This window comes from Pseudomonas sp. IT-P44 (assembly GCF_949768225.1).
GTDB classification, from domain to species: Bacteria; Pseudomonadota; Gammaproteobacteria; order Pseudomonadales; family Pseudomonadaceae; genus Aquipseudomonas; species Aquipseudomonas migulae.
In genome coordinates this window covers 25,296-50,113 of record NZ_CATKQM010000101.1, presented here as the reverse complement: position 1 = coordinate 50,113, position 24,818 = coordinate 25,296, and the positions used below count along the sequence as shown (strand labels likewise).

Annotated in this window: 22 protein-coding genes; 8 read left to right on the top strand and 14 right to left on the bottom strand. The window is 59.5% G+C overall.

Going from position 1 to position 24,818, the window contains the following annotated elements:
- Positions 1–333: 333 nt before the first annotated feature.
- Entirely contained in the window at positions 334–549 is a 216-nt protein-coding gene (rpsU, locus tag ACM6IO_RS29300) for a 30S ribosomal protein S21 (RefSeq protein ID WP_002551877.1), read from the bottom strand.
- Positions 550–748: 199 nt separating this feature from the next.
- Here rpsU and tsaD point away from each other — a divergent pair, with 199 nt between their 5' ends.
- On the top strand, positions 749–1,774 hold the full coding sequence (tsaD, locus tag ACM6IO_RS29295) for a tRNA (adenosine(37)-N6)-threonylcarbamoyltransferase complex transferase subunit TsaD (protein WP_008027039.1): 1,026 nt from the start codon (positions 749–751) through the stop codon (positions 1,772–1,774).
- Between the two features lie 23 nt (positions 1,775–1,797).
- Here tsaD and plsY read toward each other — a convergent pair whose 3' ends face one another.
- A complete protein-coding gene (plsY, locus tag ACM6IO_RS29290; protein WP_008035949.1) occupies positions 1,798–2,367 on the bottom strand; it encodes a glycerol-3-phosphate 1-O-acyltransferase PlsY in 570 nt (189 codons plus the stop codon).
- A gap of 74 nt (positions 2,368–2,441) precedes the next feature.
- Here plsY and folB point away from each other — a divergent pair, with 74 nt between their 5' ends.
- Both folB and folK read left to right on the top strand, forming a co-directional pair.
- Entirely contained in the window at positions 2,442–2,798 is a 357-nt protein-coding gene (gene folB, locus ACM6IO_RS29285) for a dihydroneopterin aldolase (RefSeq protein ID WP_008027044.1), read from the top strand.
- Positions 2,789–3,307 (top strand): 2-amino-4-hydroxy-6-hydroxymethyldihydropteridine diphosphokinase, encoded by a 519-nt coding sequence (folK, locus tag ACM6IO_RS29280; protein ID WP_226298150.1) that lies wholly within the window; start codon positions 2,789–2,791, stop codon positions 3,305–3,307. The genes folB and folK overlap by 10 nt, the downstream gene beginning before the upstream one ends.
- Before the next feature lie 97 nt (positions 3,308–3,404).
- Here folK and ACM6IO_RS29275 read toward each other — a convergent pair whose 3' ends face one another.
- The 11 genes from ACM6IO_RS29275 to ACM6IO_RS29225 form a co-directional block, all read right to left on the bottom strand.
- On the bottom strand, positions 3,405–4,634 hold the full coding sequence (locus ACM6IO_RS29275; protein WP_008027047.1) for a multifunctional CCA addition/repair protein: 1,230 nt from the start codon (positions 4,632–4,634) through the stop codon (positions 3,405–3,407).
- 63 nt (positions 4,635–4,697) lie between these two features.
- Positions 4,698–6,260, bottom strand: coding sequence for a SpoVR family protein (locus tag ACM6IO_RS29270; protein WP_008027050.1), 1,563 nt, complete (start codon positions 6,258–6,260; stop codon positions 4,698–4,700).
- Positions 6,257–7,528: a YeaH/YhbH family protein gene (locus ACM6IO_RS29265; RefSeq protein WP_008035961.1), complete on the bottom strand. Its 1,272-nt coding sequence runs from the start codon at positions 7,526–7,528 to the stop codon at positions 6,257–6,259. Before ACM6IO_RS29265 ends, ACM6IO_RS29270 begins: the two co-directional genes overlap by 4 nt.
- A gap of 204 nt (positions 7,529–7,732) precedes the next feature.
- Complete coding sequence (locus ACM6IO_RS29260) at positions 7,733–9,655, bottom strand: PrkA family serine protein kinase (RefSeq protein WP_008027052.1); 1,923 nt, start codon at positions 9,653–9,655, stop codon at positions 7,733–7,735.
- A 296-nt stretch (positions 9,656–9,951) separates the two neighbouring features.
- Complete coding sequence (gene glpE / locus ACM6IO_RS29255) at positions 9,952–10,281, bottom strand: thiosulfate sulfurtransferase GlpE (RefSeq protein WP_008027054.1); 330 nt, start codon at positions 10,279–10,281, stop codon at positions 9,952–9,954.
- Positions 10,282–10,314: 33 nt separating this feature from the next.
- Positions 10,315–11,199 carry a symmetrical bis(5'-nucleosyl)-tetraphosphatase gene (locus ACM6IO_RS29250; RefSeq protein ID WP_226298148.1) on the bottom strand — a complete coding sequence of 295 codons (885 nt, stop codon included), beginning with the start codon at positions 11,197–11,199 and terminating at the stop codon, positions 10,315–10,317.
- Positions 11,199–11,579, bottom strand: a complete 381-nt coding sequence (gene apaG, locus ACM6IO_RS29245) for a Co2+/Mg2+ efflux protein ApaG (RefSeq protein WP_008027059.1) — start codon at positions 11,577–11,579, stop codon at positions 11,199–11,201. Before apaG ends, ACM6IO_RS29250 begins: the two co-directional genes overlap by 1 nt.
- A gap of 123 nt (positions 11,580–11,702) precedes the next feature.
- Positions 11,703–12,521, bottom strand: a complete 819-nt coding sequence (gene rsmA, locus ACM6IO_RS29240; protein WP_192229278.1) for a 16S rRNA (adenine(1518)-N(6)/adenine(1519)-N(6))-dimethyltransferase RsmA — start codon at positions 12,519–12,521, stop codon at positions 11,703–11,705.
- Positions 12,518–13,507 carry a 4-hydroxythreonine-4-phosphate dehydrogenase PdxA gene (gene pdxA / locus ACM6IO_RS29235; protein ID WP_192229279.1) on the bottom strand — a complete coding sequence of 330 codons (990 nt, stop codon included), beginning with the start codon at positions 13,505–13,507 and terminating at the stop codon, positions 12,518–12,520. Before pdxA ends, rsmA begins: the two co-directional genes overlap by 4 nt.
- Entirely contained in the window at positions 13,504–14,820 is a 1,317-nt protein-coding gene (gene surA / locus ACM6IO_RS29230; RefSeq protein ID WP_192229280.1) for a peptidylprolyl isomerase SurA, read from the bottom strand. Before surA ends, pdxA begins: the two co-directional genes overlap by 4 nt.
- Entirely contained in the window at positions 14,801–17,599 is a 2,799-nt protein-coding gene (locus ACM6IO_RS29225; RefSeq protein WP_192229281.1) for an LPS-assembly protein LptD, read from the bottom strand. The genes surA and ACM6IO_RS29225 overlap by 20 nt, the downstream gene beginning before the upstream one ends.
- Positions 17,600–17,729: 130 nt before the next feature.
- On the opposite strand from ACM6IO_RS29225, the gene ACM6IO_RS29220 reads away from it, so the two are divergent.
- The 3 genes from ACM6IO_RS29220 to ACM6IO_RS29210 are packed head-to-tail and all read left to right on the top strand — an operon-like array spanning position 17,730 to position 20,186.
- A complete protein-coding gene (locus ACM6IO_RS29220) occupies positions 17,730–18,749 on the top strand; it encodes an aminoglycoside phosphotransferase family protein (RefSeq protein WP_192229282.1) in 1,020 nt (339 codons plus the stop codon).
- Positions 18,746–19,417 carry an N-acetylmuramate alpha-1-phosphate uridylyltransferase MurU gene (murU, locus tag ACM6IO_RS29215; RefSeq protein ID WP_223415943.1) on the top strand — a complete coding sequence of 224 codons (672 nt, stop codon included), beginning with the start codon at positions 18,746–18,748 and terminating at the stop codon, positions 19,415–19,417. The genes ACM6IO_RS29220 and murU overlap by 4 nt, the downstream gene beginning before the upstream one ends.
- Position 19,418: 1 nt before the next feature.
- Complete coding sequence (locus tag ACM6IO_RS29210; protein ID WP_008035968.1) at positions 19,419–20,186, top strand: TerB family tellurite resistance protein; 768 nt, start codon at positions 19,419–19,421, stop codon at positions 20,184–20,186.
- Positions 20,187–20,304: 118 nt separating this feature from the next.
- On the opposite strand, the gene ACM6IO_RS29205 is transcribed toward ACM6IO_RS29210, so the two are convergent.
- On the bottom strand, positions 20,305–21,297 hold the full coding sequence (locus ACM6IO_RS29205) for an alpha/beta hydrolase family protein (protein WP_192229284.1): 993 nt from the start codon (positions 21,295–21,297) through the stop codon (positions 20,305–20,307).
- Between the two features lie 73 nt (positions 21,298–21,370).
- Between ACM6IO_RS29205 and ACM6IO_RS29200 the strand changes: the two genes are divergently transcribed.
- Together ACM6IO_RS29200 and ACM6IO_RS29195 are read left to right on the top strand one after the other, a co-directional pair.
- Complete coding sequence (locus ACM6IO_RS29200; RefSeq protein ID WP_192229285.1) at positions 21,371–23,767, top strand: PAS domain S-box protein; 2,397 nt, start codon at positions 21,371–21,373, stop codon at positions 23,765–23,767.
- 144 nt (positions 23,768–23,911) lie between these two features.
- Entirely contained in the window at positions 23,912–24,541 is a 630-nt protein-coding gene (locus ACM6IO_RS29195; protein ID WP_003210977.1) for a response regulator transcription factor, read from the top strand.
- Positions 24,542–24,818: the final 277 nt, after the last annotated feature.

Here is a 24,818-nt window from a genome sequence, read left to right as displayed (position 1 = left end):
TTAATACCAATCAGTATTCGACTATTTGAAAGTGTTTCGCTGAATCCGCTGCGGCCAGTCGATGGCCTCGGATAGCTCATAAGCGGGCACGCAAGAAGGTGCCTTGGGCTGATCGTCGTGAGAGGAATCAGTGGGTGTGCTCGTCAGTAGCCTTGGAAGGCTCGTCAGAAAAGACGTGCACCGCTGGCAAAAGAGCCAGGTCTGACGCTGTGAAGCAGGTTTGTCTCGGTCGCGTCTGCGGCTTTGACGGTGAAGCATCAAGCGTTGTCCGCAAATGCCATTAGCCCGGCTGAGGGCCGGGCTTGGCAGAAGCTTGCTACGAACGTCTGTGTATTAGTACAGACGAACGGCGCGGCGCTGTTCGCGCTGAACTTTCTTGGCGTGACGCTTAACAGCGGCTGCTGCTTTGCGCTTACGCTCAGAAGTTGGCTTCTCGTAAAATTCGCGGCTACGAACTTCAGCCAGTACACCGGCTTTTTCGCAGGAGCGCTTGAAACGACGCAGAGCTACGTCGAAGGGTTCGTTCTCTTTTACTTTGACGGCTGGCATCCAGAGCTACCTTCATTCATTACCGGGGTCAACATCCTCGCGGCAAAAGAGCACTTGAAGACGTCGGTTTTTAAGGGTTGCGGATGTTAACCCCTCATCGCTCGGAATGCAAAGCCTCTGATCGAAAACCGCTAGTCGGGGCATCACATGGCGACTATTATGCGCGCCTTCGAATTCAGCCTAAACAAGGCGCAAACCCATGCTAGTACTGGGATTAGAAACCTCCTGCGACGAAACCGGTGTCGCATTATATGACAGTGAACGCGGCTTGCTGGCCGACGCGCTGTTCAGCCAGATCGACCTGCATCGCGCCTATGGTGGCGTGGTGCCGGAGCTGGCTTCGCGTGACCACGTCAAACGCATGCTGCCCTTGATTCGTCAGGTGTTGGCCGAGGCGGGCTGCGTGCCCACCGAGATCGACGCGATCGCCTACACCGCGGGTCCGGGGCTGGTCGGGGCGCTGCTGGTCGGTGCTTCCTGCGCTCAGGCGCTGGCCTTTGCCTGGGGCATTCCGGCGCTCGGCGTGCACCACATGGAAGGCCATTTGCTGGCGCCGATGCTGGAGTCGCAACCGCCGGAATTCCCGTTCGTCGCTTTGTTGGTGTCGGGCGGTCATACGCAGCTGGTTCAGGTCGACGGGATCGGTCAATACACGCTCTTGGGCGAAACCCTCGACGATGCTGCCGGTGAAGCCTTCGACAAGACCGCGAAGATGATGGGGCTGAATTATCCAGGCGGTCCGGAAATCGCTCGTCTGGCGGAGCAAGGCGTTGCAGGACGTTTCACTTTTCCGCGTCCGATGTGCGACCGCCCGGGCCTGGCTTTCAGCTTCAGTGGCCTGAAAACCTTCGCCCTCAACACCTGGCAGCAGAGCGTCAGCGCCGGGGACGACAGCGAGCAAGCCCGTTGCGACATCGCGCTGGCGTTCCAGCAGGCCGTGGTGGAGACTTTGACCATCAAGTGCAAGCGCGCCCTGAAACAGGCGGGCATGAAGCGTCTGGTCATCGCAGGGGGCGTCAGCGCCAACAAGGCGCTGCGCTCTTCACTGGAAAAAATGCTCGGCGACATGAAGGGCGACGTGTTTTACGCCCGTCCGGAGTTCTGCACCGACAACGGCGCAATGATTGCGTTTGCCGGCTGCCAGCGCTTGCAGGCCGGTCAGCACGAAAGTCTGGCGATCAGCGTGCAGGCACGCTGGCCGATGGAGCAATTGTCAGGGCTGTGATGAGCGGCGCTCACGTCCGGTATTTAAAAATGCCGTTCGCGCCCGGCAAACAGGTCGCGTAGATTGCCTCGATGACGCCAGACGATCATGCCCGTGAGCGCGCTCATGGGCAGCAAGGCCGCCGGTTCCTGCCAGGCCAGCAGCGGCAGGGTCAGCGGTGTGGCGATCAGCGCTGCGAGTGAGCTGGTGCGGGTCAGGTAGAACGTCAGCAGCCAGGCACAGACCGCCAGCAGGGCTGCTGGCGGGTAAAGCCCCAGTAACATGCCGGCAGCAGTGGCGACACCTTTGCCACCGCGAAAGCGAAAATACAGCGGGAACAGGTGACCGATGACGGCACAAACGCCGATCCAGGCCTGTTCTTGCAGCGAAAGACCCGCAACACCGGCGATCAGTACCGGCAGCAGCCCTTTGCAGAGGTCGCCGATCAAGGTCAGGATGGCGAGTTTCTTGCCGGCCAGACGCAACATGTTGGTGGCACCGGCATTGCCCGAGCCACTCATTCGCGGATCGGGGCTACCGGTCAGGCGGCTGAGCAAAATGGCGAAGGACAGAGAGCCGAGCAGGTAGGCGAGAGTCGCCAGTAACCAAAACATGCTAACTATTCCGGGCGAGGACGCCCTGATTCTAACGGCGCATTGCGCCCTTGTCGTGCAGCGGAGAAAAGTGCTTGGACAGAGTGTTTATCGAGGGCCTGGAAGTCGACACCGTGATCGGTGCCTACGACTGGGAGCGAGGCATCCGACAGTGCTTGCGTCTTGATCTGAGCTTCGCCTGGGACAATCGCCCGGCCGCGGCGGGTGATGACCTGACCCTGGCGCTCGATTACGCGAGCGTTTCGTCGCGCATCCAGGCCTTTGCCGAGCAAGCGCAGTTCCAGTTGGTCGAGACCTTTGCCGAGCGCCTGGTTGAAGTGCTGATGAGCGAGTTCAACATTACCTGGATGCGTCTCAAACTGACCAAGCCAGGTGCCGTCCCGGCGGCCACCGGTGGTGTGGGCGTGGAGATCGAGCGCGGATGTCGCTGACTCAGGTGTACCTCGGGCTCGGTAGCAATATCGAGCGCGAAACCCATTTGCAGGCTGGCCTGGAAGCCCTGGCGGGTTTTCTGGTGGATATAAGATGCTCGGCGGTGTTTGAAAGCCAGCCGGTGGGGATCAAGAGCGGGCCGTTCTTCAATTTCGTGGTCTCGGCTTACACCGATTTGCCGCTGATAGAGCTGGACCGCCGACTGAAATTCATCGAGGCGGACAACGGCCGTTATGCACCGGACCGCAAGGGTTTGCCACTGGATATCGACGTGCTGTTGTTCGGTGATTTGGTGGGCAACTTCGACGGATTGATTCTGCCGCGGGCAGAGATCCTGAAAAACGCCTTCGTGTTGTGGCCGTTGTCGCTCATTGCGCCGGATCGTGTGCATCCGGGTGTAGGCAAAAGCTTTGCGACGTTGTGGGGCGAAGCGCAGATTGATCAGGTGTTGGCGCCAGTGGCGTTTGAATGGCGTGGGGAGCAGCTGACTCCCCAGAACTTGCTGTGACCTGAATGACGCCTTCGCGGGCAAGCCTCGCTCCTACAGGGCAACGCATACGTGTAGGAGCGAGCGGTGCGGCGATCCGACTTGCCCGCGAAGCTTTTCAGGAAGGCGCCGTCTCTTTGTAAATCTTCAGCGCTTTGAGCCGCTCACGCTTGATCGCCTCTCCCAACTCCGGCCCCTTGAATCCCTTCTCCAGCAGCGGTTGTACCGCCACGCTGCGGGCTGCATTCGCCGCCCCGCGCAAATAATCCGCCTGTGGATAACTTCTCTGCTCCAGTCCTTTGCGCCCGCGCGCGTCCATTTCACACGCCGCAATAAACTCTTCAAACCGCTGCGGACGACGATAGACGTCAAAACTTTGCAGCAGCTCCAGCAGCGTCGAGGGCTTTAGCTCCAGGGCGCGATGGCCATGGGTGTGATACTGCCCCACCAGCAAAGCCAGTTCCTGGCAGTCCTTCGGTGCCTTGAAGCGTTCATTGACCGCTTTGATCAGCTTCAGGCCGGTGTGTTCGTGGGCGATGTGCCGCGGCCAGTCTTCTTTCGGCGTCAGTCCTTTGCCCAGGTCATGCAGTAGGCAAGCCCAGCGAACAGTCAGTGGTTGTTTGTGCAGCGCTGATTGCTCAAGCACGCTCAAGGTGTGCACGCCCGTGTCGATTTCCGGGTGATGAGCTTCCGGTTGCGGCACGCCGAACAGGGCATCGACTTCTGGCATCAGTACCTTGAGAGCGCCGCACTCGCGCAGCACTTCGATAAACACCTGCGGTTGATCTTCCAGCAGTGCGCGGGAAATTTCTTTCCAGCTGCGTTCGGCGGTCAATGCCTCCAGTTCGCCCGACTCGCTGAGTTGGCGCATAAGCTCCAGCGTTTCCGGTGCGACGGTGAAGCCCAATTCCGCATAACGAGCGGCAAAGCGCGCAACACGCAGAACACGGAGCGGATCTTCGGCGAATGCGGGGGAAACGTGACGCAGAACGCGAGCTTCGAGATCGCGTTGGCCATGGTACGGGTCGGTCAAATTCTGTTGATCGTCTTCAGCCATGGCGTTGATCGTCAGGTCGCGACGAATCAGGTCTTCTTCGAGAGTGACTTCAGGGCTGGCGTGAAAGGTAAAACCGCCGTAACCGCGTCCGCTTTTGCGTTCAGTCCGGGCGAGGGCATATTCCTCACCACTTTTTGGATGAAGAAACACCGGGAAGTCCGCGCCCACCGGGCGATAGCCCTTGGCGAGCATTTCTTCGGTGGTGGCGCCGACCACGACCCAGTCGATATCGGTGACAGGTTTGCCCAGCAGGCGATCGCGTACCGCACCGCCGACTTTATAAATCCGCATAAAAAACCTCCGTTAGCCCGACAGAATAACCGTTGCGTCGAGCTTGCGGAGGCACGAACAGGATCAAAGATGAATGACAGCCAGGTCCAGCCGGCCGTATTCGCCTTCGCTGTGCTCGCTTCTGGGTGGTACGTGGTGGGTTTTCATCACCTGATCCCCTTGCAGGGTTTCCAGGTGAATGTCGAAGCCCCAGAGGCGGTGCAAGTGTTTAAGCACTTCCTCGGTGGACTCGCCCAGCGGTTTGCGGTCGTGTTGCTGGTGACGCAGGGTCAGGGAGCGGTCTCCGCGGCGGTCGATGCTGTAGATCTGGATGTTGGGTTCGCGATTGCCCAGGTTGTACTGCGCGGCCAGGGTTTCACGGATGGTGCGGTAGCCATCTTCGTCGTGGATGGCCGGTACCAGCAGGTCGTCCTTCTGGTCATCATCGAGAATGCTGAACAATTTCAGGTCGCGGATCACCTTCGGCGACAGGTACTGCAGGATGAAGCTTTCATCCTTGAAGCTGCTCATGGCGAACTTGATGGTGGATAGCCAGTCGGTGCCGGCGATTTCCGGGAACCAGCGATAATCTTCCTCGGTGGGGGTTTCACACATGCGCCGGATATCACGGTACATGGCAAAGCCCAGGGTGTAGGGGTTTATTCCGTTGTAGTACGGGCTGTCGAAGCCCGGCTGGAAGACCACGCTGGTGTGGGACGTCAGGAACTCCATCATGAAGCCGTCGGTGACCAGGCCTTCGTCGTACAGGTCGTTCATCAGGGTGTAATGCCAGAACGTGGCCCAGCCTTCGTTCATCACCTGAGTCTGGCGTTGCGGGTAAAAATACTGGGCGATCTTACGCACGATCCGCACGATCTCCCGCTGCCAGGGCTCCAGCAGCGGCGCGTGTTTTTCGATGAAGTACAGGATATTTTCCTGCGGTTCGGCGGGGAAGCGTGCGTTGTCCCGGTCGCTGTACTTGTCCGCGCCTTTCGGAATGGTGCGCCACAGATCGTTGATCTGTTTCTGCAAATGCTCCTCCCGGTCCTTTTGCCGACGACGTTCTTCCTCGGCGGAAATCGGGTAAGGGCGTTTGTAGCGGTCAACCCCGTAGTTCATCAGCGCATGGCAGGAGTCCAGCAGGTCCTCGACCGCGTCGATGCCGTGGCGCTCTTCGCACTGCATGATGTACTGCTTGGCGAACACCAGGTAATCGATGATCGAGCTGGCGTCGGTCCAGGTGCGAAACAGGTAGTTGCCTTTGAAGAAGCTGTTGTGCCCGTAGCAGGCGTGAGCCACCACCAGCGCCTGCATGCAGATGGTGTTTTCTTCCATCAGGTAGGCGATGCAGGGGTCCGAGTTGATCACGATTTCGTACGCCAGCCCCATCTGCCCGCGAGTGTAGGATTTTTCGGTGCTGAGGAAGTGTTTGCCGTACGACCAATGGTGATAACCCAGCGGCATACCGACGGAGGCATACGCATCCATCATCTGCTCGGCCGTGATCACTTCGATCTGGTTAGGGTAGGTGTCGAGCGCATAACGAGCCGCGATACGACTGATTTCGCGGTCGTAGGCCTGGATCAGCTCGAACGTCCATTCGGAGCCGGTGGAAATGGGTTGGCGCTTCTGCTCTTTGGCGGTCATGTCACTAACCTGCGCTGGAAGAGTTCACGGAAGACCGGATAGATATCCCCGGCCGAGACCAGTTGTTGCTGGGCAAAAGTGTCAGAAAAGGCTTCGGCGATGCGCTCGTACTCGAACCACAGGGCCTGATGTTCGCGCGGGGTGATCTCAACGTAAGTGTAGTACTGCACGAACGGCATGATCTGGTTGATCAGAATGTCGCGGCAGATCGGCGAGTCGTCATTCCAGTTATCGCCGTCGGAAGCCTGGGCGGCGTAGATGTTCCACTCGTTGCTCGGATAGCGTTCGGCCATGATCTCCTGCATCAGTTTCAACGCACTGGAAACGATGGTGCCGCCGGTTTCGCGGGAATAGAAGAATTCTTCCTCATCCACTTCCCGGGCACTGGTGTGGTGGCGGATGAAAACCACGTCAATCTTGTCGTAGTTACGCTTGAGGAACAGGTACAGCAGGATAAAGAAACGCTTGGCGATGTCCTTGGTCGCCTGGGTCATGGAGCCGGACACGTCCATCAGGCAGAACATCACCGCCTTCGAACTGGGGTTGGGTTGCTTGACCAGCAGGTTGTACTTGAGGTCGAAGGTGTCGAGGAACGGTATGCGATGAATGCGCGCACTGAGTTTTTCTATTTCCGCCTCGATTTCCTGAATATCGCCGAAGTTGTCCGGTTCTTCCTGCCTGAGTCGCAGCAATTCCTCTTTGGCTTCGCGCAGTTTCGCCCGGCTGCTGCCGGACAGGGCGATTCGTCGGGCGTGGGCCGAGCGCAAGGTGCGGATGATGTTGATCCGCGACGGGTTGCCTTCGTTGCTGATGCCTGCACGAACGGTTTTGAAGGTATCGGTGCCGGTCAGGTTGCGCTTGACCAGATTGGGCAGTTCCAGGTCCTCGAACATGAACTCGAGGAACTCTTCCTGGGTGATCTGGAAGACGAACTCGTCCATGCCTTCGCCCGAGTTGCCAGCCTTGCCGGGCCCTCTGCCGCCGCCACCTCCGGGCGGACGGGCGATGTGCTCGCCACTGGTGAACTCTTTGTTGCCGGGGTGCACGACGGTCTGTTTGCCCCCGCGACCGTGGTGAAGCACCGGCTCGTCGATGTCGCGGCCGGGAATGCTGATCTGTTCGCCGTGTTCCATGTCGGTGATGGAGCGCCGGCTGACCGCCTCTTCGACAGCCTTTTTGATGTGATCACGGTAACGCCGCAGAAACCGCTGACGGTTCACCGTGCTCTTGTTCTTGCCATTGAGACGTCGGTCGATCACATAGCTCATGACTGCTCCTTAGAAGCTGTCCTGAAAGGGGCGAGCGGTGATGCAGCATCGGACCGAAGGCCAAGGGATATTCAACGCTCCCCCAAGCGCTTTGGATGCTGCCTGAACTCGCTACCGACTTTCGAACACCTTCCAGAGGCCTGTGTAACAGAAAATGCGTACACAGGCCTCTGGCTGACGACAACCGGTCTGACCGGCAGCGGGTTATTGTGATTTTCTGACCCGCAGGTACCACTCGGACAGCAGTCGTACCTGTTTGTCGGTGTAGCCCCGCTCGACCATCCGTGTGACGAAGTCGTTGTGTTTCTGCTGGTCCTCTTTGCTCGCCTTGGCGTTGAAGCTGATGACGGGCAGGAGGTCCTCGGTGTTGGAGAACATTTTCTTCTCGATGACCACCCGCAGTTTTTCGTAGCTGAGCCAGGTCGGGTTTTTGCCGTTGTTGTTGGCACGGGCGCGCAGCACGAAGTTGACGATTTCGTTGCGGAAATCCTTCGGATTGCTGATACCGGCCGGTTTTTCGATTTTCTCCAGTTCTTCGTTCAGCGCCACGCGATTGAGGATCTCGCCGGTTTCCGGGTCGCGGTATTCCTGGTCCTGGATCCAGAAGTCGGCGTACAGCACGTAGCGATCGAAGATATTCTGGCCGTACTCGCTGTACGACTCGAGGTAGGCGGTCTGGATTTCCTTGCCGATGAACTCGATGTAACGCGGCGCCAGGTACTCCTTGAGGAAGCGCAGGTAGCGTTCGCGGGTTTCAGCCTGGAATTGTTCCTGTTCGATCTGTTGTTCCAGCACGTAGAGCAAATGCACCGGGTTGGCGGCGATTTCGTGCGGATCGAAGTTGAAGACCTTCGACAGAATCTTGAACGCGAAACGGGTCGACAGGCCGTTCATGCCTTCGTCGACACCGGCATTGTCGCGGTATTCCTGGATCGACTTGGCCTTTGGATCGGTGTCCTTGAGGTTTTCACCGTCGTAGACCCGCATCTTGGAGTAGATATTCGAGTTTTCCGGCTCCTTGAGGCGCGAGAGCACGGTGAACTGGGCGAGCATCTTCAGCGTGTCCGGTGCGCAGTGCGCCTTGGCCAGGGAGCTGTTGAACAAGAGCTTGTCGTAGATCTTCACTTCGTCGCTGACCCGCAGGCAGTACGGCACTTTGACGATGTAGATCCGGTCGATGAAAGCTTCGTTGTTCTTGTTGTTGCGGAAGGTGTGCCATTCCGATTCGTTGGAGTGAGCCAGCAGGATCCCGGTAAACGGAATCGCCCCCAGACCTTCGGTGCTGTTGTAGTTGCCTTCCTGGGTGGCGGTCAGCAATGGGTGCAGCACCTTGATCGGTGCCTTGAACATTTCGACGAATTCCATCAGGCCCTGGTTGGCCCGGCACAGAGCGCCCGAATAGCTGTAGGCGTCGGCGTCGTTTTGCGGGAATTCTTCCAGTTTGCGGATATCGACCTTGCCCACCAGTGCCGAGATGTCCTGGTTGTTTTCGTCTCCCGGCTCGGTTTTGGCCACGGCGATCTGGTTGAGGATCGACGGATAGAGCTTCACCACGCGGAACTGGCTGATGTCGCCGCCGAACTCGGCCAGGCGTTTGGTGGCCCATGGCGACATGATGGTGTTGAGATAGCGCCGCGGAATGCCGAAGTCTTCTTCGAGGATCGCGCCATCTTCGGTGGCGTTGAACAGACCCAAAGGAGATTCGAAAACCGGCGAGCCTTTGATCGCGTAGAAAGGCACCTTCTCGATTAGCTGTTTCAGCTTCTCGGCCAGGGACGATTTACCACCGCCGACGGGGCCGAGCAGATAGAGGATTTGTTTTTTCTCTTCCAGACCCTGAGCGGCATGGCGGAAATACGAGACGATCTGGTCGATGCATTCTTCCATCCCGTGGAAGTCTTCAAAGGCCGGATAGCGGCGGATCACCTTGTTGGAAAAGATTCGCGAAAGCCTCGAGTTGGTCGAGGTGTCGAGCAGCTCCGGTTCTCCGATGGCCAGCAACAGACGCTCGGCGGCGGAAACGTAGGCGCTGCGGTCCTTTTTGCACAGCTCCAGGTACTCTTGCAGTGAGAGTTCTTCCTGGCGTGTGGACTCGAAGCGTTGTTGGAAGTGGCTAAAGATACTCATGACGTCACCTCGCTCGATACGTGGAGCCGACGCCGGATCAGTCAGTCGATGCTGGCAGCGACCGGATATGCAGTCGCTGTTTACCCCCCAGAACCCTTTCAAAGCGTACCGCCCCGAAAGCTACTCCCGATGACCCGCGCGCCGGTGTACCGGCTCTCCCCTGTTTTGGATGGCCTGCGCTTAAGGATAGTTGCTTATTCGGGAGGTAAAGGCGAGATACGTAATTAGTTGTGGCAGACCGTTCGTCTGCCACCGCGCGAGCCCGCGGCAGCCGGGGCTTGCACGTTACAAAAAAATTATTCGGAAGTGCCTTGCGCAGTTTCCGAAGGATAAGTCGTACGCCACAGCTCAAAACCGCCGTCCATGCTGTAGACATCGGAGAAACCCTGGCTGATCAGGTAGGCCGCTGCGCCCTGGCTGGAATTGCCGTGATAGCAGACCACCACCGTCGGTGCGTCCAGGTCTGCACCCTGAATGAAAGCATGCAGGGAATGGTTGTCCAGATGCTTCGAGCCGCTGATGTGCAGCGCGGCAAATGTTGCCGGGTCTCGAACATCGACCACCACTGCGCCTTGTTCGCGCAGGGCCTGGGCCTGTTCTGGGGGGATACGTTTGAATTCGCTCATGGCGGGCTCCTGTGGCTCGGCTGAAAGCGCAGTCTAGCGCCGGGCGCTGGCTGGCGTTTGTTCGGAAATAGGGGAGGCGACTGACGGCAGGAAGGTGTGGCCATGCTCGTCGCATTTGCACTGAAGGCGTTCAAGGGTGTCGACGTTCATCAGAGTCATCGAACCGCCCCAGACGCAACCGGTGTCGAGGGCGAAGATGCCCGGTTCGTTGCACTGACCTTCGAGCGCTGCCCAGTGGCCGAAGATGATCTTCACGTCCCTGGTCTTGCGCTCCTTGTAAGTGAACCACGGCGCATAACCTGGCGGCGCGGTGTCGACGCCTTCCTTGCCCTTGAGGTCGAGTTTGCCTTCGCTGGTGCAGAAACGCATGCGGGTGAAATAGTTGGTGATCACACGCAGGCGGGTTACGCCTTTGAGATCGCTGTCCCATTTCAGCGGTTCGTTGCCGTACATGCCGTCGAGGTAAGGCGTGAAGCGATTGTCGTCGCGCAGGGCTTCTTCGACTTCGGCGGCGCACTTCAGGGCTTTGCGCAGCGACCATTGCGGGGGGATGCCGGCGTGGACCAAGGCGATGTTGCGCTGCTCGTCGTAGTGCATGAGCTTTTGCTGGCGCACCCATTCCAGCAGTTCCACACGATCCGGTGCTTCGAGAATCTCGCGCAGGGTGTCGGCTTTCTTCAGGCGTTCGATGTTATGCCCGGCGGCCAGCAGATGAAGATCGTGGTTGCCGAGCACGCACACCAGTGATTCGCGAATGCTATAGAGGAAGCGCAAGGTTTCCAGCGACTGCGGGCCACGGTTGACCAGATCGCCCACCAGCCACAGTTTGTCCCGGGCAGGGTCGAAGGCGACTTGCTTGAGCAGGCATTTCAACGGTTCGAGGCAACCTTGCAGGTCGCCAACGGCGTACGTCGCCATCAGTGCAGGGCTCCGGGCACCGCCAGGCGGAATGGAGCGATGATGGCGTCGAAGTGTTTGCCGTCTTCGGCAATCATTTGATAGCTGCCTTGCATGTTGCCGACCTTGGTCGTCATCACCGTGCCACTGCTATAGGTATGGCTCTCGCCTGCCTTGATCAACGGCTGTTGGCCAACCACGCCGGCACCGCGAACCTCCTCGACATGCCCGTCACCATCGGTGATCACCCAGTGCCGCGACAACAGCTTGGCCGGTAATTCGCCATTGTTGTGCACGGTGATGGTGTAAGCGAAGGCAAAGCGGTTTTGCTCGGGTTGCGATTGTTCTGCCAGATAGCGGGTGACGACGCTGACGTCGACCTGATAACGAGGATCGGACATTCAAGAGGCCTTAAAAACGAAGCGGGACGCGGGGCGTAGCTGATGGAACTCAGTCTAGGCCAAGTATCGGGTAGTAAACCAGACATGAGGGCTGGTGTCCTACCCGATAACGCTTGTTGCCTGTCAGTCGGCGGCGGGTTTCTGTAGGACTTGTTCGCTGAGCTTGTCGGCCAAGCGTACGAAGGCGGCCAGATCGAGCTGCTCCGGACGCAGGCTGCCGTCGACACCGGCGGCGGCGATTTCGTCGTTGCTCAGCAGCAACTTGAGGGTGTTGCGCAGGGTCTTGCGGCGCTGGTTGAAGGCTTCGCGCACGACGCGCTCCAGCAAGCGGTGATCCTTGGCCGGGTGCGGCAGTACGGCGTGAGGCACCAGGCGCACGATGGCAGAATCGACTTTCGGCGGCGGGTTGAATGCGCCGGGGCCAACGTTGAACAAGTGCTCTACACGACAATGGTACTGGACCATGATCGACAGACGCCCCCAGTCACCGCCGCCAGGGCCTGCCGCCAGACGCTCGACCACTTCTTTCTGCAGCATGAAGTGCATGTCGCGAATGATGCCTGCGTTGTGCAGCAGGTGGAAAATCAGCGGCGTGGAGATGTTGTAAGGCAGGTTGCCCACCACGCGCAGGCTGTTCGGCGCAGCGTTCAGGCTGTTGAAGTCGAACTTCAGCGCATCACCCTGGTGCAGGTTGAAATTGCTCTTGCCGGCGAACTGCTGGTTGAGGATCGGGATCAGGTCTTTATCCAGCTCTACTACGTCCAGCTGGGCACCGCTGTTCAGCAGGCCCTGGGTCAGCGCACCCTGGCCCGGACCGATTTCCAGCAGGCGGTCTTCGGGCTTGGCATGGATGGAGCGCAGGATGCGGTCGATAACGCCGGCATCGTGCAGGAAGTTCTGGCCAAAGCGTTTGCGCGCCTTGTGTTGGTAATGCTCGGTCATAAACGGGTCTCGGCCATCTGGTAGGCGGTTTCCAGGGCGACTTGCAGGCTGCCGGTGTCGATTTTGCCGCTGCCGGCCAGGTCCAGGGCGGTGCCGTGGTCGACCGACGTGCGGATGATCGGCAAGCCGAGGGTCACGTTGACTGCTGCGCCGAAGCCTTTGTATTTCAGCACAGGCAAGCCCTGGTCGTGGTACATCGCCAGCACCGCGTCGCAGTGCTCCAGATATTTGGGGGTAAACAGAGTGTCGGCGGGCAGGGGACCGCGAAGGTCCATGCCTTCGCCACGCAGGCGCTCTAATGTAGGTTCGATGATGTCGATTTCTTCATGGCCCAGGTGTCCACCTTCGCCGGCATGGGGATTGAGCCCGCACACCAGGATACGCGGCTGGGCGATGCCGAATTTTTGTTGCAGGTCGGCATGCAGAATCCGCGTGACCCGCTCCAGACGCTCCGGTGTGATTGCATCGGCAATCTCGCGAAGGGGCAGGTGAGTGGTGACCAGCGCCACGCGCAATCCGCGGGTCGCAAGCATCATCACTACTTGCGCGGTCTGCGTCAGGTCGGCGAGAAATTCTGTATGCCCGGAAAAGGCGATACCCGATTCGTTGATCACGCCCTTGTGCACAGGGGCGGTGATCATGCCAGCGAAGTGCCCGTCCAGGCAGCCCTGACCAGCGCGGGTCAGGGTTTCCAGTACGAAAGCGGCATTGGCTTTGTCGAGTTGACCGGCAGTCACCGGCGCATTGAGCGGTGTATCCCAGACATACAGGCTGTTGGCTGGCGCGGGGACATCCGGCCAGCTGTCCGGGGTCACCGGCAGCAAATCAACAGCCACGCCCAGCTGCGCGGCCCGCTCAAGGAGCAGGTCGCGGCTGGTAATGGCAATCAAGGGATGTGGCTGGGCTTGCGAGGCAACCAGCAGGCACAGGTCAGGACCTATGCCGGCCGGTTCGCCGGGTGTCAGCGCGAAACGTTGGGGTTTCACTGCGCTGCCTGGTCTGCACCAGGGAGTTTGATCTCTACGTACGCTTCGTCACGGATCTGACGCAGCCAGGTTTGCAGCTCTTCGTCGTATTTGCGGTTACGCAGTACGGTCATTGCTTGCTGCTCACGGGCCTGGGTGGTGCTGTCCGTGGCGCGGCGGCCAAGGACTTCCAGGACGTGCCAGCCATATTGGGTCTGGAACGGCTTGGACAGCTGACCTTGCGGGGTCTTGGCCATCACTTCGCGGAACTCGGGCACCAATGCATTCGGGTCGATCCAGTTCAGGTCGCCGCCGTTGAGGGCGGAACCCGGGTCTTCCGAGAAGCTTTTCGCCAGTTCGCCGAAATCTTCGCCCGATTCGATACGGGTGTAGAGCGATTGGGCCAGGGCCTTGGTTTTTGCTTCGTCGCGGATCGGGCTAGGTTTGACCAGGATATGACGCACGTGTACTTCGTCACGGGTCTGGGTCTCGCCGCCACGCTTGTCGAGGATCTTCAGGATGATGAAGCCGCCCGGCGTACGCATCGGCTGGGTGACATCGCCGACCGACATGGTGCTCAGCATGCGATCGAACGGAGGTGGCAATTGAGCGGCTTTACGCCAGCCCATGTCGCCGCCTTCCAGTGCGGTTTCGCTGGCGGATTTGGCGATTGCCAACTGAGCGAAGTCAGCGCCTTGCTTGAGCTGCTGGTAAACCGCGTCGGCCTGTTTGGCAGCACTCTGAATCGCATCGGAATTAGCACTTTCCGGTGTAGGAATCAGGATGTTGGCCAAGCGGAACTCTTCGGACAGCTGCATTTTGCCAAGGTCGGAAGCGAGGAAGTTCTTCACTTCCTGCTCGGACACTTGAATGCGCTCAGCCACACGGCGTTGACGCACGCGGCTGATGATCATTTCACGACGAATCTGCTCGCGAGCGTCTTCATAAGACAGGCCATCACGAGTCAGGGCCGCGCGGAATTGATCGATCGACATGTTATTGCGCTGGGCAATGGTGCCGACCGCCTGATTCAGCTCTTCATCGGTGATGCGAATGCCGGAGCGTTCGCCGATCTGCAGTTGCAGGTTTTCGACGATCAGGCGCTCAAGCACCTGCTGATCCAGCACGCTGGCCGGCGGCGCAGCAGAACCGCGTTTGGCGATGGTTTGCTGAACTTCATGAACACGTTGGTCCAGCTGGCTCTGCATGACCACATCGTTGTCGACAATGGCCACCACTTTATCGATGGACTGTACCGCGGCATTCGCCGCAGTACCCAGGAACAGCGCGCCCAGCATCAGCGGGCGCAGACAATCAGAAAGCTTGGTCTTCACGTTCACGATAACCTTGGATGCCTTTGTCGAGGAAGCTCTCTACTTTTTGGCCAACAACGCCGCCGAGACCTTTCAGAACGATTTGGAGGAAGATGCCATGGTCGCCTTTTTCGTTTTGCGGAACTTCCTGACTGAATTCGTCATAGGAAACCCAGTAACGGTTGATCAGGCGCAGTTTCCAGCAGCAGTTGTCGTACTCGAAACCACCGAAGGCTTCCAGGGTACGGTTCTGGTTGTAGTCATACTGCCAGCGGCTGATGGCGTTCCATTGCGGCACGATCGGCCAGATCACCGAGAAGTCGTGCTGCTGGATCTTGTAGTAGTCCTTCACGTAACCCGGGGTGCCCGGCGTGCCGTAGTCACCACCGCCCACCGACCATTGGCCGGTGTTCTGGTCGTAACGGACCTGGTCATTGCGATAGCGATAGCCGGCGTTGATGACCTTGTTCGGGTTGTCTTCAGGCTGGTAGTGGAACATCGCACTGCCCGAGCGAGGGCTGTGGCTGTCCGGATCCCAGTTGTAATCGGCAGTCGTGCGCCAATCGCGGTTCCAGCGGTATTCGTATTCCAGCGCATACGGAGAAACGTTGGCCTGCGCATCTGCGCGGGTTTTTGCGTCGATACCCGGCAACTGGACTTCGCGATCCTTGAAGTACAAGGCCTGGCCGACGCTGATGCGTTGACGTTCAAAGCCGTTTTCTTCGATCCAGCGGCTGGTCACGCCCAGCGACAGTTTGTTCTCGTCGCCGACGCGGTCGGAGCCCGAGAAGCGGTTGTCGCGGAACAGCGACGCATAGTTGAAGGTGTACTCGCCGGTGTCGAAAACCGGAATGTCCTTCTGGTCTTCTTCAGGGACATACAGGTAGAACAGGCGTGGTTCCAAGGTCTGGCGGTAGTTCTTGCCGAACCAGGAGGTGTTGCGATCGAAATACAGGCCGCTGTCGACGCTGGCGATCGGGACGCCGCGGTTTTGCGAGCTGCTGAACGACTCGCCAAGCGCCGAAGCGTTATTGCGGTTCGTCAGGAGGTCGTTTTTACCGGTGCCATCGAGATCCAGGTCGTACTGGGTGTATTGATATTTGAGCGATGGCTTGACGAAGCCATACGTCCAGTCCAGCGGCAGGCTCACGCCTGGCTTGAGGTTCAGACGATTACCGTTGGCACGAGCCAGGCCCGCTACGTTGGTGTCCAGACGAGGCGACAGGTTGCCGTCTTCATCGGAGAACGAGCCCGTTTTCAGGTCGCGCTCGAATCGCACGATTTCTGTTTCGTAGTCGAAATTCAAACCGTTCGGGTGCGTTGGCAACTGACCGTTGAAGGTGAGCTGTGGCAAGCGGTCGTACGGTGTGATGTTCGATACGGTCGCCAGCTGATAGGCCTGGGCATTGAGGCGTGCAACGTAGCTGTCGCCACGATAGCTGACAGAGCCCTGCTGGTTCACGTAATCGGACGACTTCACGCCAAGCTGGTCGGTCTGCAGATCCTGGAAGTAATACGGATCGCTGATCTTGGTGTAGTCGACCTGCGTGAATACTCGCGAGTCGAGACCGCCCTTGTGCTGCCAGTTGTACATGTAGCGGGTTTTTTCGGAATCCGTTTGAAGCTTGCGATCGTCGTTCTCGTCGTTGAGGTACGCGGCGCCGAACTGACCTTCGGTGGACTTGGTCAGGTAACGGAACTCGCCTTCCATCAACAGGCCGCGCTTGCTCATGTAGCGCGGGTACAACGTGGCGTCGTAGTTCGGCGCCAGGTTGAAGTAGTACGGGGTGACCAACAGGAAGCCAGTGTCGCTGCCGCTGCCAATGGTTGGCGGCAGGAAGCCGGACTGACGACGGTCGTCGATCGGGAAGTAGATGTACGGCGTGTACAGAACCGGAATGTCCTTGACCCGCAGCGTCACGTTGGTCGCGGTACCGAAACCGGTCGCCGGGTTCAAGGTGATGTTGTTGCCCTTGAGCTGCCAGGCGTTGCTGTTCGGTTCGCACGTGGTGTACGTACCATCCTTGAGGCGGATGATCGCGTTTTCGGCACGCTTGGCGTACAGCGCGTTACCGCGGATACGGGATTTGTGCATCACGTATTCGGCGTTGTCGACCTTGGCTTCGCCGGTGTCGAGCTGCACTTCGGCGTGGTCGCCGACGATCAGCGCGCCGTTGTCGCGAATGCGCACGTTGCCGTCCAGCTCGCCACGGCTCTCGGCCTGGTAGAGGTTCGCTTCGTCGGCTTCGGCCTGCATGCTGCCCTGACGCAGGACCACGTCACCGGCCAGGGTAGCGATCTGTTCATCCTGCTTGTAGCGAGAAGCCTTGGCACCGACAAACGTCGGGGCGTCACTTTTATTCGTCTTGTCATTCATGCCAGGACGAATTGGTTCGATATAGGAACCAGAGCAGTAAGGACCGGTTTCGGCCAATTGCGCTGCAGTGAGATTCTCGCGCGGAACCCAGTCGAGGTGACTGTAGTCTGCGCTACGGGACTTGAGGGCGCGGCCTTTGGATTCGGTGACCAGCACAGGCTTGGTGCCGGTGTCTTCACTGGCGCCGCTCTCGGTAGGTGCTTCACCGGTTGCGGAGACTGCGCTGCCCTCATGGATGGGACGCGGTGGCAATGCAGCCGCCGACGTCTTGGGCGCACAGTTCCAGGCACCCGAAGCAGAGACTGAGCAGTCATACTGTTCCGCGGCGACCACGAACGAAGTGGCTAGAGGTTGCAGGGCCAGCAGACTGCCAGTGACCAACAACGGAAATTTTTTACGAAACGCGGGGGATTTCAATGCCATCTTATTAGTCCGGGCTTCCTGCGTGCCATCTGCCCGCGGTGTGGGCCGCACGCCTCTCGATGGTCTGAAAAAGATGCTGGATAATAAAGCATGACCCGCTTGACGGCTAGCGCCGTCGGAGACCCTTGCAATGCCTGACCAAGATGTACGTTTGCAACACCTGAAAGTTTGGCTCGATGAGCAGTTGGCGACCCTCTTTGCAGAGCAGAGGTGGGGCGCCGTACCCCCGGCCACGTTGACCGCGGCCAGCAGTGATGCGAGTTTTCGGCGCTATTTCCGTTGGGAAGGCGGCGGCAAAAGTTTCGTCGTAATGGACGCGCCGCCGCCCCAGGAAAACTGCAAACCCTTCGTGGATATCGCTTTTTTGCTGGCGAAATCCGGAATAAATGTGCCGAAAATTTATGCCGAAGACCTCGAGCGCGGTTTTCTTTTGCTCAATGACCTGGGCAACAAGACCTATCTGGACGTTATCGACAGCGAAAATGCCGACGATTTGTTCAAGGATGCCTTGCAGGCTCTGTTGGCTTTTCAGCAGTTGCCGATGGTTGCTCCGCTGCCGAGTTATGACGTGGCGCTGCTGCGTCGCGAGCTGGAATTGTTCCCCGAGTGGTTTGTGAAGCGTGAGTTGGGCATCGAGTTCGACGCTGCGCAGCAAATGCTCTGGCAGAACGTGTCGCAGCTGCTGATCGACAGCGCCCTGGCGCAACCGAAAGTCCTGGTGCATCGCGACTACATGCCGCGCAACCTGATGCTCAGCGAGCCGAATCCCGGCGTGCTGGATTTCCAGGATGCGGTCTATGGCCCGGTGACCTATGACGTGACCTGCCTGTTCAAGGACGCGTTCCTGAGCTGGCCCGAGGAGCGTGTGCACGGTTGGCTGCAAGATTACTGGCAGCAAGCGGGTGCCCTCGGCATTCCCGTCCAGCCAGACTTCGAAGACTTCCTGCGCGCCAGCGACCTGATGGGCGTGCAGCGTCACCTGAAAGTCATCGGTATCTTCGCCCGCATCTGCCATCGCGATGGCAAGCCGCGTTACCTCGCCGACGTGCCGCGCTTCTTTGCTTATATAGAAGCAGTGATCGCCCGCCGTCCTGAACTGGCGGAACTGGATGTGTTGCTGCTGAGTCTGCGTGCTGGAGTGAATGCATGAAGGCAATGATTCTGGCTGCGGGCAAAGGCGAGCGCATGCGCCCGCTGACCCTGACCACGCCAAAACCGCTGGTCCGCGCTGGCGGGGTGCCGCTGATCGAGTATCACCTGCGCGCGCTGGCCGCTGCCGGGTTTACCGAAATCGTGATCAACCATGCCTGGCTGGGACAGCAGATCGAAGACTATCTGGGCGATGGCTCGCGTTATGGCGTGAGTATCCAGTACTCGCCCGAAGGTGAACCGCTGGAGACCGGTGGCGGGATTTTCCGTGCATTGCCATTGTTGGGTGATGAGGCGTTTGTGGTGGTCAACGGTGATATCTGGACCGACTATGACTTCAGCGTCTTGCATCAACCCATCAGCGGCCTGGCGCATCTGGTGTTGGCGGATAACCCGAGCCACCACCCGGCAGGCGATTTCACGCTGGTCGACGGGCAAGTGCACGACGGCCAGGCAGATTCGCCGACCCTGACTTACAGCGGCATTGCAGTGTTGCATCCGCAGCTGTTCGACGGGCACACCGCCGGGGCGTTCAAGCTTGCACCGCTGCTGCGCACGGCCATGGCCGATGGGCAAGTCTCGGGTGAGCGGCTGAGCGGACGGTGGGTGGATGTCGGAACTCACGAGCGTCTGGCGGAAGTTGAAACTCTGATTGAAGCGAGTCGCTGAGATGCTGTGGCCAGGGACTCTGATTGGAGCCGGAGCGGGCTTTGCCATTGCCAGCATTCCGGGGGCCTTGCTCGGCGCTTTATTGGGGCAGGCGCTGGATCGGCACCTGCAATTGCATTCGTGGGGGCATTTGCGTGAAAAGCTCGGTGGCAGGCCGGTGCTGCGCAACGATGAGCTGCTGTTCGTATTGCTGGGACGGCTGGCCAAATGCGATGGGCGAGTGGTCGACGGGCATATCCAGCAGGCGCGCCTGGAAATGCAGGCACTGGACATGTCCGAGTCGGCCAAGCGTCGGGCGATTGCCGCGTTCAACCGCGGCAAGTCGGGCCGTGACCGGTTGCGTGGTTATCTGCGACGCTTGAGTGAGCAACCCCACGCGGCGGAAGGCGTATTGCGCGCCTGTTGGCGAATGGTCTGGGCCGATGGTCGTGCCGGGCATGCCGAGCGCGAATTGATTCGCCAATGGGGTAAATGGCTGGGCTGGACGTCGTACCAGGTGCAGGCGCTGGCGTCTGACTATGAGCCGCACAAGCAATCGTCGGCCGGCACTGCCATTACTTATCAGGAAGCGTTGTCGCTGTTGGGTGTGTCTGCCACCACCGAACCGGCGCAGATCAAACGCGCCTATCGGCGCCTGCTGAGTCGTCATCATCCGGACAAAATTGCCGGCAGCGGTGCGACAGCGTTGCAGGTGCGCGAGGCGACGGACAAGACGCGCGAATTGCATAACGCCTATACGTTGATTCGTCAGCGGCGGGATTTCAAGTGATGCGTCGTCAGTGATGACGCCTTCGCGGGCAAGCCTCGCTCCTACAGGTACGATGAAGTCCTGTAGGAGCGAGCGGTGCGGCGATCCGACTTGCCCGCGAAGGGCGCGCCTCGGTCTATCAGTCCGCCGCAGCCTGAGGATTCAACCAGCCCCGCACCCGGCGAACCAACTGCTCTTGCTCTGCTTTCGAGTCACCCGGCAACGCCTTGAGCGATACCTGACTGAACGCCGAACCCTTCAAGCGCTTGCTGGCCTGCAAGCGTTCCAGAGCTGCATTGCGGTCCAGCGGCTTGTCCTTATAGAAGATGTCGGCGGTGGGCAGTTTTAGTGTCGGCGTCAGCTCAGCCAGGCCAGGTTTCGCTGCCACGGGCGTCTGCGCGGCGACCATCGCGAACTTCTCGACTTGCGAGGGCTGCCTCTCGCTTAGATAACGCGCGGCCCAGTAAGCGCCGGTGCCATGCCCCAGCACCACGATGCTGCGAGCGCTCTGCTGTTCGGCGTAGGCAACAGCCGCATCGATGCGTGCAAAAATTCGTTCGGCGTCAGCTTTGACCTGTTCATCGCTGGTTTCAGCAATGGCCTTGTCGGCCACCTCCGCTTCACCGCCCGCCGCCTGCTCGATGGGCGCCGCCGTGGTCGAGTCCTTGCTGCCGGCATCGGGTGCTTTGGGCGATGGCGTTACTTCAACAATACGTGGCGCAATGGCATCGCTTTGCACGTCTGGCAAGGTGATACTCAGGCTGCTCCACTCGGCGTCCGGCAATTGGCGCCGCAACGGGCCGATTGCCTGCGGCCAGTCAACGGTTTCGCCCGCGCCCGGGATGATAATCACCGCACCCTTGGGGTCAGCGGTATTGGCCGGTTTCCACAAGGCCAGAAACGTGTCGCTGCCGGCTTGGAGTTGTTGCTGTTCCTGAGCGGGGATTTTTCGCTCAAGTGCTGCCGCTTCTTCCTGACTACGCTCAAGCAGCGGCTGACGTTCAACCGGTTTTTCTTCTGCGGGTTTTTCCGCGGCGGCCGGTGCCGGGTCTGCGGCCTCGACGGAAAAGGCGCAAGGCAGGATCAGCGACAGGCACAATGCTGGCAGTGCCAGGCGGTAGACAGGGGGCATCGGATATTCCAGGCCAGAAGTGGTTCCGGCAGCCTAATGGGTTGGTCAGTATTTGTCAGTGTGTGAGATTTCAATGATGCGTTTTTGCTGTCTGTGGGTTATCGGCTGTTTGTGGTTTCCCTTGATGGGCTGGGCGGCGCCTGCGCCACCGGAGCACATCGCGCAGTTGTCTGCGAGCCAACAGCAATGGCTCGCGCAACATAATGAATTACGCGTCGGACTGGTGTTGCAAGTGCCCTATGCGCAATACGATCGCCGCTTGCAGCGGTTGTCCGGGGTTAACGTCGAGCTGATGAAATGGCTGGCAAAAGCGCTCAAGGTCGAGCTGAGCTGGCGTAACTATCCCGACCTTGCGCAACTGGAAGCCGCCGCGCGCGAAGGTGAAATCGACATCGCTCCGGGGTTGGCGCAAACCCCCGGCGGCCTGCGCCTGTGGCAGTTTTCCGATCCATACATGCGGGTGCCGCAACTGGTGGTCAGCGACCAGAAGGGCGCCGGCGTGGTCGAGTTGGAAAAACTCGATAGCCAGACCCGCGTCGCCGTACGCATGCCCAGCGCCACCGCCGATTACCTGCGCAGCAATTACCCGCACTTGAACCTCCAGGGCGTGCCGATCGAGCGTCAGGCACTGCAACTGTTGTTGAGTCAGCAGGCCAGTTATGCCGTGGTCGACGAAGCGCAATTCGGGCGTTTGTCTGTCGAACCGGAGTTTGCCGGGTTGGTGGTGGTCGGTGATATTGGCCTGCCGCAACTGCTGCGCGTGGCTACACGGCGGGACTGGCCGGAACTCGCCGGCATCATCGAAAGCGCGCTGCGGGCGATCCCCGCCAAAGACCTGGAACAACTGCACAACCAATGGCTGCAAGCCAAATACCCGCGACTGACCGAGTCGCCGGGTTTCTGGCAGAACCTCTGCCTGCTGTTGGCGGTGTTGATGCTGAGCTGCATGGCGATCGTGGTCTGGCAGCGTCGGCAGCAACACAGTCTTGAGCAGCGGTTGCTGGTAGCACGGGAAGACATTGCCTTGCGTGCCGCCAGCGAAGAAGCGCTGCGCCTCACCCAGTTTTCTATCGACCAGAGCACCGTTGGCATTCTCTGGGTCAACTGGGACAGCCATGTGCGCTACGCCAACCGCGCCGCGGAAACCATGCTCGGCTATCCGTCGGGTGGCATCATCGATCGGCCGTTGATCGACTTTGAACCGGGTCTGCACATGGACCGCTGGCTGAACCTGTGGAAACGCGCCCGCGCCAGTGAAGAAGGGCCTCTCAGCTTTGAAACCAATTGCCTGCGAGCCGATGGCAGTATTCTGCCGACGGATGTGTCGTTGAGCTTCCTGCGTTTTCGCGATGGCGAATACCTGGTGGTCTACCTCAACGACGTCACCGAGCGTCGTCGTGCGCTGGCCGCGTTGCAGGAAAGCGAGGCGCGTCTGCAAGGGATCGCTGCCAACGTACCGGGATTGGTCTTTCGCCTGGAGCGGGCACCGATGACAGGGCAGATCGACTTTGCCTACATCAGTGAGGGCAGCGAGAGCCTGGTCGGTTACTCGCCGGCGACCCTGGCCCACCGCGACAAAGGCCTGCGCAGCCTGGTGCATCCGGACGACAAGGCCAGTTACCACCAGACGCAGGATCATGCGCTGGACACTGACAGTGACTGGTCGTGGCAAGGGCGGATTCTCACGCGCCAGGGCGATCAGCGTTGGGCCGAGATCAAGGCCATCACGCGTCGCCTCGATGACGGCACCTATGTCTGGGACGGCATCGTCTGGGACATCAGCGAGAGCAAGCGCATCGAGCTGGAACTGGCCAGCTCCCGTGAGCAATTGCGTGAATTGTCCGCACACCTGGAGAGCGTGCGAGAAGAGGAAAAGGCGCGCATCGCCAGGGAAGTTCACGACGAGTTGGGTCAGATGTTGACCGTGCTGAAACTGGAAACGTCCATGTGCGAACTGGCCTACGCCCAGCTCGACCCAGGTCTGAATGAACGTTTGAACAGCATGAAGCGCTTGATCGCTCAGTTGTTCCAACTGGTGCGCGATGTGGCCACGGCACTGCGGCCACCGATTCTCGATGCCGGGATTGCTTCGGCCATCGAATGGCAGGCCCGGCGTTTCGAGGCGCGCACGCAGATTCCGTGTCTGGTGCAAGTACCGGAGAACTTGCCGGTGCTCAGCGATGCCAAGGCGATCGGCTTGTTCCGGATCCTTCAGGAAGCGCTGACCAATGTCATGCGGCATGCCCAGGCGCATACTGTTGAACTGACATTGACGCTTGAGGGCGACGAGTTGTGTCTGACTGTCAGCGATGATGGCGTAGGATTTGTCGCCGCTACTGGCCGGCCAACATCCTTCGGGGTTGTGGGCATGCGCGAGCGGGTGTTGATCATGGGCGGGGAGCTGTCGCTTGAAAGTGAGCCGGGGGAGGGCACGACGTTGAGTGTGCGCGTACCTTTGGATGAGGCCTGAAGAATTTGTGTTGATGGTACTTACGCCTTCGCGAGCAAGCCCGCTCCCACATTTGATCCCTGTGTGCCAGCGATTTGCTCATTTACACAAATCCAATGTGGGAGCGGGCTTGCTCGCGAATGATCTTGAATCTGGAGAAAGACCGTGATCCGTGTACTGGTAGCCGAAGACCACACCATCGTTCGCGAAGGTATTAAACAACTGATCGGCCTGGCCAAGGACTTGCTGGTGGTGGGCGAGGCGAGCAATGGCGAGCAGTTGCTCGAAACCTTGCGTCATGTGCCTTGCGAAGTGGTGTTGCTGGACATCTCGATGCCGGGCGTCAATGGCCTGGAAGCGATTCCGCGGATTCGCGCACTGAACAATCCACCGGCGATCCTGGTGTTGTCGATGCACGACGAAGCGCAAATGGCTGCCCGGGCGTTGAAGGTCGGCGCGGCGGGTTACGCGACCAAGGACAGCGACCCGGCGCTGCTGCTGACGGCGATCCGCAAGGTCGCGGCGGGCGGTCGATACATCGACCCGGACCTGGCCGACCGCATGGTTTTCGAAGTCGGCCTGACCGATTCGCGGCCGCTGCATTCGTTGCTCTCGGAGCGCGAATTCTCGGTGTTCGAACGCCTGGCCCAGGGCGCCAACGTCAACGACATCGCCCAGCAACTGGCCCTGAGCAGCAAAACCATCAGCACCCACAAGGCGCGGCTGATGCAGAAACTCAACATCACATCCCTGGCTGAACTGGTGAAGTACGCCATGGAACACAAACTGCTCTAACACGATTCACCACGGATCCTGTAGGAGCGAGGCTTGCCCGCGAAGCTTTTAGCGTCAGTAAGATCGCCTTCGCGGGCAAGCCTCGCTCCTACGAAACGTTGTGGCATGTCCATTTGCGACATGCCTTTAAAACCGCTATCGCCGCTCCGTAAGGCTCGCAGCTCACCACCTGCCCCCATCCCGAAACGACATACCCATTCCCGCCATCCTTGTAGGGCAATCCCTACCCCCAACCTTCCATCCGGCTGAGGCGATTCTCTCCTGCGCCCCGATTTGC